Origin of the sequence: uncultured Rhodoblastus sp. (genome assembly GCF_903903185.1) — a bacterium.
Classification (GTDB): Bacteria; Pseudomonadota; Alphaproteobacteria; order Rhizobiales; family Beijerinckiaceae; genus Rhodoblastus.
This window is the reverse complement of the sequence record NZ_CAIUXT010000157.1, coordinates 39,918-49,322: the sequence shown is the minus strand read 5'-3', so window position 1 is coordinate 49,322 and position 9,405 is coordinate 39,918. Positions and strand designations below refer to the sequence as shown.

At 61.7% G+C, this 9,405-nt stretch carries 11 protein-coding genes; 5 read left to right on the top strand and 6 right to left on the bottom strand.

The window, feature by feature from the left end; genetic code table 11:
- The first annotated feature begins 255 nt into the window (after nt 1-255).
- A complete protein-coding gene (locus QZY01_RS15010) occupies nt 256-723 on the top strand; it encodes a hypothetical protein (RefSeq protein WP_294538407.1) in 468 nt (155 codons plus the stop codon).
- 7 nt (nt 724-730) lie between these two features.
- Here the strand turns inward: QZY01_RS15010 and QZY01_RS15005 are convergent, their stop codons facing one another.
- Together QZY01_RS15005 and QZY01_RS15000 are read right to left on the bottom strand one after the other, a co-directional pair.
- On the bottom strand, nt 731-1,498 hold the full coding sequence (locus QZY01_RS15005) for an SPFH domain-containing protein (protein ID WP_294538404.1): 768 nt from the start codon (nt 1,496-1,498) through the stop codon (nt 731-733).
- A gap of 58 nt (nt 1,499-1,556) precedes the next feature.
- A complete protein-coding gene (locus tag QZY01_RS15000; RefSeq protein WP_294538401.1) occupies nt 1,557-2,768 on the bottom strand; it encodes an NADP-dependent isocitrate dehydrogenase in 1,212 nt (403 codons plus the stop codon).
- 183 nt (nt 2,769-2,951) lie between these two features.
- Here QZY01_RS15000 and QZY01_RS14995 point away from each other — a divergent pair, with 183 nt between their 5' ends.
- Together QZY01_RS14995 and QZY01_RS14990 are read left to right on the top strand one after the other, a co-directional pair.
- Nucleotides 2,952-3,839, top strand: a complete 888-nt coding sequence (locus QZY01_RS14995; protein WP_294538398.1) for an RNA methyltransferase — start codon at nt 2,952-2,954, stop codon at nt 3,837-3,839.
- A 520-nt stretch (nt 3,840-4,359) separates the two neighbouring features.
- Nucleotides 4,360-4,602 carry a hypothetical protein gene (locus tag QZY01_RS14990; RefSeq protein ID WP_294538395.1) on the top strand — a complete coding sequence of 81 codons (243 nt, stop codon included), beginning with the start codon at nt 4,360-4,362 and terminating at the stop codon, nt 4,600-4,602.
- Between the two features lie 121 nt (nt 4,603-4,723).
- On the opposite strand, the gene QZY01_RS14985 is transcribed toward QZY01_RS14990, so the two are convergent.
- The 4 genes from QZY01_RS14985 to hemB all read right to left on the bottom strand — a co-directional run bounded on the left by QZY01_RS14985 (nt 4,724) and on the right by hemB (nt 7,732).
- Complete coding sequence (locus QZY01_RS14985; RefSeq protein ID WP_294538392.1) at nt 4,724-5,455, bottom strand: arginyltransferase; 732 nt, start codon at nt 5,453-5,455, stop codon at nt 4,724-4,726.
- A gap of 40 nt (nt 5,456-5,495) precedes the next feature.
- Complete coding sequence (locus tag QZY01_RS14980; protein WP_294538390.1) at nt 5,496-5,963, bottom strand: RDD family protein; 468 nt, start codon at nt 5,961-5,963, stop codon at nt 5,496-5,498.
- Between the two features lie 85 nt (nt 5,964-6,048).
- The gene (locus QZY01_RS14975) at nt 6,049-6,609 is read right to left on the bottom strand and encodes a GNAT family N-acetyltransferase (protein WP_294538387.1); all 561 of its coding nucleotides are present in this window, start codon (nt 6,607-6,609) and stop codon (nt 6,049-6,051) included.
- Nucleotides 6,610-6,709: 100 nt separating this feature from the next.
- Entirely contained in the window at nt 6,710-7,732 is a 1,023-nt protein-coding gene (hemB, locus tag QZY01_RS14970) for a porphobilinogen synthase (RefSeq protein ID WP_294538384.1), read from the bottom strand.
- Nucleotides 7,733-8,003: 271 nt separating this feature from the next.
- Here hemB and QZY01_RS14965 point away from each other — a divergent pair, with 271 nt between their 5' ends.
- Both QZY01_RS14965 and QZY01_RS14960 read left to right on the top strand, forming a co-directional pair.
- Nucleotides 8,004-8,537 carry a hypothetical protein gene (locus QZY01_RS14965; RefSeq protein ID WP_294538381.1) on the top strand — a complete coding sequence of 178 codons (534 nt, stop codon included), beginning with the start codon at nt 8,004-8,006 and terminating at the stop codon, nt 8,535-8,537.
- 161 nt (nt 8,538-8,698) lie between these two features.
- The gene (locus QZY01_RS14960) at nt 8,699-9,211 is read left to right on the top strand and encodes a winged helix DNA-binding protein (RefSeq protein ID WP_294538378.1); all 513 of its coding nucleotides are present in this window, start codon (nt 8,699-8,701) and stop codon (nt 9,209-9,211) included.
- Nucleotides 9,212-9,405 lie beyond the last annotated feature (194 nt).

Below are 9,405 nucleotides of genomic sequence, written 5' to 3'. Positions count from 1 at the left end.
GGTTAATTTACAATTCACAGTGTTATGCACTGCTTTTGAAATGTAAAGATTTCATTCGTAAATTTCCCGTGATTGCGCTAAGATTTTTCCACAAAGGCGCATGTTTACTGTATGTTCTGCTTTGGCGACGGTCCTTGAACGGGACGGATGGCGTCCGCTCGCACTGGAGCGGCGCAGGCGGGCGGCTGTTGTTCCGACGGGTCGGACAGCACGCTATTCGGTATGGTCCGGCGCGGCGGCCGGGAAGGGGAAGCGATGAGCGCGACTTTCGAGCAGAACGCGGATTTTATCGCCCTGGCGGCGCGCGAGTCGCGCGAGGAGGCGCGGCGACTGCTGGCGCGACTCGAAATCGACATCGCCGGACTCACGTCGAAGGATCCCGCCGCCGGCCTCGAATTGCGGCGCACGGCGGTCGAATTTCTCGTCGCCGCCGGCGACGCCCAGGTCCGGCGCGGCGAGAGCCATCTGTCGGTGGTCGGCCGCGGACAAAACGATCGCGCCGGCGAGATCGAGCCGATGATCGTCGAATTGCTGGAAGGCGAGACCGGCGGCATGCATGTCGACGCCGTTTTCGAGCTTTTGTGCGAAATGGGGTTTGAAATTACGAAGGGTAATCTTTCTGTAAAATTACACCGGATGATCAAGGCCGGCCGGCTGATTTCGACCGCGCGCGGCTTTTACGCGCTCTCGACGATGGAGCGGGCGCGGCGGCAGGCGGGCTGAGCGGGAGCTAATTCTTCTCCGGCTTTGTCGCCAGGCTCCCCAGGGCGCGGGCGGCTTCCACGAATTCGCTCGGCATCATCACGATGGTCATGGTGTTCTGTTCGGCGCCGACTTCGGTCAGCATCTGCATCCGCCGCAATTCCAGCGCCGCAGGCGAACCCATCATCACTTGCGCGGCCTGACGCAGTTTTTCCGCCGCCTCGCCTTCGGCCTCGGCCTTGATGATGCGGGCGCGTTTTTCGCGCAGGGCTTCGGCCTCCTGCGCCATGGCGCGCTGCATGGTCGGCGGAATCTCGACGCTTTTCATCGCCACGCGCTCGACCTTGACGCCCCAGGGTTCGGTCACCGCATCGATGGCGGTCTGCATCGCCGCCGAGATCTCCGCCTGTTCCTTCAAAATATCGTCGAGCGTGTGCCGCCCGATGATGTCGCGCAACGCAGTGATGGCGACCTGGGTCACCGCCTCCTCGATATTGCGCACCTCGAACACCGAACGCTCGGCCATGACGATGCGCCGCCAGATCACCGCGTCGATCTTGATCGGCACATTGTCGCGGCTGATCGCCTCCTGGCCGGAAACGGCGGTAGTGACGATGCGCAGATCGACGGTGACGGCGGTCTCGATCAGCGGGACGATCCAATAGAGGCCCGGTCCCCGCGTCGCGACATAACGTCCGAACCGCAGCACCACGCCGCGCTCATATTGCCGCGCGATGCGCAGGCCGGCGAAGAGCAGGGCGAGGGCCGCTAAAACAACGAAGGCGCTGAAGGGCATGGCTGCAACTCCGGCGAAAGGGACGCCTCGGGTCCCCGGCGTCGCGAGTCTATACGCTTTAAGCCGTCGCCTTCTTCAAATTCTCGTCGATCTTGTCGAGAAATCCCGTGGTCGAGAGCCATTTCTGGCGGGCGCCGACGAGCAGCGCCAGATCCTTGGTCATAAAGCCGGATTCGACCGTATCGACGCAGACCTTTTCGAGCGTCAGCGAGAATTTGAGCAATTCCGGATTATTGTCGAGTTTGGCGCGATGCGCGAGGCCGCGCGTCCAGGCGAAGATCGAGGCGATGGAATTGGTCGAGGTTTCCTTGCCCTTCTGATGTTCGCGGTAATGGCGGGTGACGGTGCCGTGCGCCGCTTCGGCTTCGACGATCTTGCCGTCGGGCGTCATCAGCACCGAGGTCATCAGGCCGAGCGAGCCAAAGCCCTGCGCCACGGTGTCGGACTGCACGTCGCCGTCGTAGTTCTTGCAGGCCCAGACATAGCCGCCCGACCACTTTAACGCCGAAGCGACCATATCGTCGATCAGGCGATGCTCGTAGGTGATGTTGGCTTCCGCGAACTTGTCCTTGAACTCGGCGTCGAACACTTCCTGGAACAGATCCTTGAAGCGTCCGTCATAGGCCTTCAAAATGGTGTTCTTGGTCGAGAGATAGACCGGCCATTTGCGCAACAGCCCGTAGTTGAGCGAGGCGCGGGCGAAATCGCGGATCGAATCGTCGAGGTTGTACATGGCCTGGGCCACGCCGGGGCTCGGGAAGCGGAACACTTCCTTCTCGATCACCGTCCCGTCGTCGCCCTCGAACTTGATCGTCAGCCGGCCCTTGCCGGGAACCTTGAAATCGGTGGCCCGGTACTGGTCGCCGTAAGCGTGGCGGCCGATGACGATCGGCTGGGTCCATCCGGGAACGAGGCGCGGCACGTTCTTGCAGATGATCGGCTCGCGGAAGATGGTGCCGCCCAGGATATTGCGGATCGTGCCATTGGGCGACTTCCACATTTCCTTGAGCTTGAATTCTTCGACGCGCGCTTCGTCGGGGGTGATGGTGGCGCATTTGACGGCGACGCCGTATTTTTTCGTCGCCTCGGCGGAATCGACGGTCACCTGGTCGTTGGTGGCGTCGCGGTTTTCGACCGACAGATCGTAATATTTGAGGTCGATGTCGAGATAGGGGTGGATCAGCTTTTCCTTGATGAAATGCCAGATGATCCGGGTCATTTCGTCGCCGTCCATCTCGACGACCGGATTGGCGACCTTGATCTTGCTCATGCCTCGACCTCTTCCCCAGAAAACGACATTGCGAGCGGCCTTCCGGCGCCCTTCGCGCCGCCCTATAGCATCGGCCAGCGCGCCGGACCAGTAACTTTTGGCGGGTCGCCGGCGACGATTTTCCGCGTCATTGCCCAATGGCGTCGAGACGCCTAACTTGCCGCGCGAATGGAGGAAAGCGTCTTGGTCGGAGCCGGTACGGACAGAACGAAACCGCTTTTCGAGGGCGGTCCGGCGATCGTGCTGGTGCGGCCGCAACTGGCGGTCAATATCGGCATGTGTGCGCGCGCCATGGCCAATTTCGGGCTCAGCGACCTGCGGCTGGTCTCGCCGCGCGAGGGCTGGCCGAGAACCGGCGCGCGGCGCAAGGGCGCCTACGCCGCCGCCGCCGGCGCCGTCCATCTGCTCGAAAACGCCAAAGTGTTCGACAGCGTCGCCGAGGCCGTCGCCGATCTGAATTTCGTCTGGGCGACCACCGCGCGCGAGCGCGGCCAGCACAAGCGCATCGAAATCCCGGAAATCGCGATGGCCGAATCCGCCGCCGCCATCATGGCGGGCGAAAAGCAAGGCATCTTGTTCGGGCCGGAGCGCACCGGACTGGATAATGACGACATCGCGCTGGCCAGCGCCATTCTGACCTTTCCGGTCAATCCGGCCTATGGCTCGCTCAATCTGGCGCAGGCGGTGCTGCTGTGCGGCTATGAATTCTTCAAGAGCCGGCAGGGCGGCGGCGCGCCCTTCGACCTCTCCGAGCGTTCGCCGCCGGCGCAGCGCGCCATGACCCTGTCGTTTTTCGAATTTCTGGAAGAAAAACTCGACGCCGCCGGGTTTTTCCGGCCGGCGACCAAACGCCCGGTGATGCAGCGCAACATGCGCAACATGCTGCACCGGATGAACCTGTCGCAACAGGACGTGCGCACCCTCTGGGGCGCGATCGTGCGGCTGGTCGAGGGCCCGAGGGAAAAACCGCAAACGCGGAAAAGGATCAGGCAGCCCAAGGCGGCGCAAGCGCTGGAGGATAGCCTGCTGACTCCATGTCCCCGCGAGCGGGGCGAGGGGCCGGGTGATTAGCCAAGATGCCGATGGATTCGAACAGACAGCGCCGGGCGATAGGGCGACGAGCCACGCCGCGCCAAAAGAGGGCCGAAGAAACGTTTATTTAGTAAAGTGTCACCGTAACTCAAGTGTCACCGTAACTCTGCTAACTCCTATTAACGGTGTCACCGTAACTTCACAACTTCCGTAACATAATGGGAAGGTTCCGGTGACAGCTTACCAAATCCCCAAATTGCAACATTGCCGGTCGCCAACCCGGAGTTCGGGGACAGGAAACGAATTGCGCCCCATCGCGCGCGCCTTGCCGTCGCCCGCCATGCTTGCGCAATTCGAATCCAGTCCCCGAATCCTCGCGCGGCGCATTTGGCCGGGTTCCGTTCACGCCTTGCCAACTCCCCCAATAGCGCCGTCCTGCCCTCGATCCGCCCAAAAATGTGTTTTGGCTCGGCCTGGATCGGCAGCCCAATGACCCGAAAGCGTTGCGCCTCGGACGGCCCTTGTTCGGCGAGCGGGGAGAGGGACAACCCTGCGCGGCGTGGACGATTCGCGCTCAGGTTGTCAAAAAAAGGACGAACGCAGCGGGGGTGGAAAAAGTGAAAAAAACCTCAAAATCATGCCTAATTTGCGCAAAACCGTGTTTTTTTTGCTCGTTTTGGTTCAAATTCGACCCGCTTTTGACGCCACAACCGGCAGGTTGCATCTCGCGCCAGCGCCGCGCGAAGCTTTTTTCCGCTCTCGCGCACCCAAAGCAGGCGCCGGAAAATCCATGCATTTCTAGGAAAAAGCCGCAAGGGCGCCAAGCCCGCCCAGTCTCGTTTCACGTGAAACAAAACGTGAACACCTGATATCGCGCAAAAAGCCTTTTCACTTCGTCATTTTCACTTTTCCACCAGCCGGAATCATCCCACCCGCGTCCAGCCTTCCGGGCCGAGCCGCTCCTGCGGCAGATAATGCGACTTGTAGTCCATCTTCTTCGAGCCGGCGACCCAATAGCCGAGGTAGAGATGCGGCAGGCCCATCGCCTGCGCGCGGAAAATATGGTCGAGGATCATGAAGGCGCCGAGCGAGCGCGGGGCCAGTTCCGGATCGTAGAAGGAATAGACCATCGACAGGCCGTCATCGAGCACGTCGGTCAGGCAGCAGGCGACCAGCGGGCCGGGCTCTGCCCCGGGAACGCGCAGGCGATAGCGCGCCAGCCGGCTTTCGACATGGCTGTCCTCGACCATCATCGCATAATCGAGCATGGCCATGTCGGCCATGCCGCCGTCGCTGTGGCGGGAGTCGAGATAGGCCCGAAACAGCTCGAACTGTTCGCTGTCGGCGCGCGAAGGGCCGAACGAGCTGACGATTTCGGCGTTGCGCGCGAGCACTTTTTTCTGCGTGCGTCCGGGCGAAAACTCCTCGCACAGAATGCGCACCGAGACGCAGCCCTTGCAATTTTCGCAGGCCGGGCGATAGGCGATGGTCTGCGAGCGGCGAAATCCGGAATGGGTGAGGGCGTCGTTGAGCCGGCTGGCGCGGCGTCCGACCAGATGGGTGAAAACCTTGCGTTCCTCCTTGCCGGGCAGATAGGGGCAGGGCGCCGGCGAGGTGAGGTAAAACTGCGGCGGATCGCGCGGTTCGCTGGTCAATTCCTTCCACCTCCGGCAAGGGCTTCGTTGTCGGGCTCTCTCACACGCGGCGCAACACGATCACGCCGGCGAGCATGTCATGCAGACAGCGCTTGTCGGCGGCGAGCAGGGAAAGCAGAAAGATCGGCGGAAACATCCAGCTCAGGTAAAACAGCACGGCATGGACGGCGGCGTGCAAAAACGGCGTCGGCGAACCGTCGACGAGACGCATTTCGAGATCCATCGCCTTCATGCCCGGCGTCGCCATGCCGCCGCCCGATATGGTCAGGCCGTTGTAGAAAAACGCGACGAACGGAAACAGCGGCGGCAGGATCAGCCAAGCTATTCCCAGCGTGAGCACGCCGAGGACGAGAAAAATTCCCACCGAGAGAATAGTGACCAGAATGAGGTCCAGAAAAAGCGCGGCGATGCGCCGACGGCGCACGCTTTGCAGGGCGCTGGCGGGCAGGGGGGCCAGGGGATAAACGGCGGGTTGCGCTCCGGCGCTCCAGCCATTGACATTGCTCATTTCCACGCGCTCCAAATTTAGTCGAGACCATTGCGGCGAGGTTGATATCTGGTTTTTCGATCCTTCCCGCGCAAGGGGCGCCCGGTCAGGACACCGCCTCGGGCGCTTTGAAGGCCAGCAATTGCGCTCCCTTTCGCGAGCCGCTGGCGCCGCTCGGACAGAAACCGAGCCTTTGCAGCAGCCGCCAGGAGGCGGAATTTTCGCGCGGGCATTCGGCGACGATGCGGCGCTCGGGAAAGGTCTGCCGCAACAGTTCCAGCATGGCCTGCGCGGCCTCTTCGCCGTAATGCCGCCCATGATGGGGAACGCCCAGCCAGAAGCCCAGCTCGACGTCGGTCCGGTCGCGCACCACCGCGCCGACGCAGCCGATGAACGGGCCGCTGTCGCCATGCCGGCTTCCGGCCACCCGAATCGAGGCGAAACAGCCTTTTTGCGCGCTCGGCAAGGCGATCAGTTCATGCGCGTCGGCGAGAGTGAAGGGCTGGCGAAGCAGCGAAACGCCCGCCGCAACCAGGGGATCGTTGGTCAGGACGACCAGTTGAAAGGCGTCGGCCGCCTGCAGGGGAGTGAGGGTCAGGCGCCTGGTGCGGGCCAACCCTGCGGGGAACAACAATGTACTGCAATTGGCAATTTTCGACGCGCCCATGACAATTCCTCCCTTCTGAGCACACTACTCAGGGGCGAAAATGTCTGGCGATGCGCGGCGATCGGGACAAAATCCCGCCGCGCCGCTTTCCGCAATCGGCTTATGCGCCTCTTTTCAGCATTTCCGCCGCCCTGGGCGCGAAATAGGTGAGTATGCCGTCCGCGCCCGCTCTTTTGAAGGCGAGCAAGCTTTCCAGCATGGCTTTGTCGCCGTCGATCCACCCATTCCGCGCCGCAGCCATGATCATGGCATATTCTCCGGAAACTTGATAGGCGAAGGTTGGCGCGCCATAGGCGTCCTTGACGCGATAAACGATGTCCAGATAGGGCAGTCCGGGCTTGACCATGATCATGTCGGCGCCTTCTTCCAGATCGGTCGCGACCTCGCGCATCGCCTCGTCGGAATTGGCCGGGTCCATCTGATAGGTGCGCTTGTCGCCGGTCAGCACGGCCTTGGTGCCGATGGCGTCGCGGAACGGTCCGTAAAAGGCCGAGGCGTATTTGGCGGCATAGGCCATGATCTGCACAAGCTGGAAACCCTCGCTGTCGAGGCCGGCGCGGATCGCCGCGACCCGCCCGTCCATCATGTCCGAGGGGGCGATGACGTCGGCTCCGGCGCGGGCCTGGTTGAGCGCCTGTTCGACCAATATCGCGACGGTCTCGTCATTGAGGATGGTCTCGCCTTCGAGCAACCCGTCATGGCCGTGGCTGGTGTAGGGATCGAGCGCGACATCGGTGATCAGGCCGATCTGGGGAACGGCGCTCTTGATCGCGCGGCAGACGCGGCAGACGAGATTGGCGTCGTTGAGCGCCTCCGAGCCATGCGCGTCGCGCAGTTCCGGCTCGGTATAGGGGAACAGGGCGATGGCCGGAATGCCCAGTTCGGCGGCTTTTTGCGCGGCGGCGACGGCGCGGTCAAGAGAAAGCCTTTCCACGCCCGGCATCGAGGCGACGGCGGTTGCGACATTCTCGCCTTCGACGACGAAAATCGGCCAGATCAGGTCGTTGACGGTCAGCACGTTTTCGCGCACCAGCCGGCGCGCCCAATCCGCCTTGCGGTTGCGGCGCGGACGATGGGTCAGGCCGAGCGACAGATCGAGCGGATGGCGGGAATTGGCGGACATGGCGGGGTTCCAGAAAAAATTTCGACGGAGCGGAAAATTGCCGCGCGGAGCAGCTTCCCTTAGCATGATCCTGGCGCGCGCAAAATTTTTTGCGGCGGCGGAACAAATGGACGATCGCAGTCCCGGCGCCGCGCCACGCCGGATATCCGAACGGCGGATGCCGGGTTTTTCGAGAAAATTCTGCTAAAACAGGAAAATCCAGGCGGGCTGTAGCCAGCGCGCCAGCGACAACCCGCCTGAAGCCGAAACACTGAAAGGAACAGGACCGGAGATGGATTATTTCAAAGGCCCCCGGGAGGAGGATGCGCGTGAATCCTCCGCCGCCATCCAGGTCGGGGTCAAGGCCGGTTCGGATGCCGAAGAAGCCCGCTGGACCTTCTACCTGACGGTGTTTTTCCGCGTCGTCGCCCTTTGGTGGATCGTCGAGGGGCTGGCGCAATGGCGGCGCATCCTCGCGCCCGCCGGGGGCTCCTTTGTCGAATATTCCGCCGGCAGCATCGCGGCGACGACGTTTTTCGCCGTGCTCGATCTTGTCGCCGCCGTCGGCCTGTGGCTGATCGCGCCCTGGGGCGGCGTGGTCTGGCTTTTGACCCTGATGGCGCAGTTTTTTGTCGCCACGATCAAGCCGACATTTTTTTTCGGCGGCGGCGGCATCCGATGGTTGGACGGGCTGTTGCTGGCGGTTTATCTTTTTCTTTCCTGGCGCGCCAATGTCGCCTCGGGCGAATTCGGCACGCTCGATCGGCTGTTCGACAAGGCGCTCGGGCTGCTCCGCTCCCCCAAGGGTAACGAACGATCAATGTAAAGACTTGATTTAATTCATCGACGATTCACCTCGATGCTACGTAAGCGCGGTAACGCGGGATTCAGAATGTTGCTTAAACCGGTTTTCACCCGAGCCCGCTAAAGTCTGTCCATGGAAGCCGCCGGGATCAATCGGCGCATTGAAATCGCAGGGGTTGAACAATGTCGAAAGCCGTCAAACTGGAAATCGCCTCCGCCCGGTCCGAACGCGGCGCCGAAGTGCGTCCGGTCTACCTTGAAGCACTGACCCTGGTGGAGCGGCTGCATCGCCGCCTGCTCGACGTGATCAAGGATGAATTCGACCGGCGCGGCCGAGCTGACATCAACGCCGTTCAGGCGTTGCTGCTCTACAATATCGGCGACTGCGAACTGACCGCGGGCGAATTGCGCACCCGTGGCTATTATCTGGGCTCCAACGTCTCCTATAATGTGAAAAAGCTGGTCGAAATGGGCTACATGCACCATTCCCGCTCGCGCATCGACCGCCGTTCGGTGCGTATCAGCCTGACACCGGAAGGCAAGGCCGTTCGCGACATCATCGCCGCGCTCTATGAAAAGCATGTCTTCACCGTCGAGCAGATCGGCGGCGTGTCGATCGACGAATTCAAGGTCGTCAACAACGCCCTGAACCGTCTGGAGCGCTTCTGGACCGACCAGATCAAATATCGCCTGTGACGCAACTGCGGCGCATTTCCATGCTTCGTGGAAAAATGAAAATGCGCCAACGCTTTGTTTAGGAACCTGTTCCAGAAAGTTCAGAGCCTGTTCCAGAAAATTCTGCGACTTTTTGGGAACAGGCTCTACCCCCTTCCGTTCCAACCAGTCGATCCGCCGGGTCCAAAGGCCCGGCTTTTTTATTTTCACGGCGA

Coding starts and splice junctions, on each gene's coding strand:
- QZY01_RS15010 (WP_294538407.1), top strand. CDS start 256: ATGAGCGCGACTTTCGAGCAGAACGCGGATTTTATCGCCCTGGCGGCG.
- QZY01_RS15005 (WP_294538404.1), bottom strand. CDS start 1,498: ATGCCCTTCAGCGCCTTCGTTGTTTTAGCGGCCCTCGCCCTGCTCTTC.
- QZY01_RS15000 (WP_294538401.1), bottom strand. CDS start 2,768: ATGAGCAAGATCAAGGTCGCCAATCCGGTCGTCGAGATGGACGGCGAC.
- QZY01_RS14980 (WP_294538390.1), bottom strand. CDS start 5,963: ATGAGCAATGTCAATGGCTGGAGCGCCGGAGCGCAACCCGCCGTTTAT.
- QZY01_RS14975 (WP_294538387.1), bottom strand. CDS start 6,609: ATGGGCGCGTCGAAAATTGCCAATTGCAGTACATTGTTGTTCCCCGCA.
- hemB (WP_294538384.1), bottom strand. CDS start 7,732: ATGTCCGCCAATTCCCGCCATCCGCTCGATCTGTCGCTCGGCCTGACC.
- QZY01_RS14965 (WP_294538381.1), top strand. CDS start 8,004: ATGGATTATTTCAAAGGCCCCCGGGAGGAGGATGCGCGTGAATCCTCC.
- QZY01_RS14960 (WP_294538378.1), top strand. CDS start 8,699: ATGTCGAAAGCCGTCAAACTGGAAATCGCCTCCGCCCGGTCCGAACGC.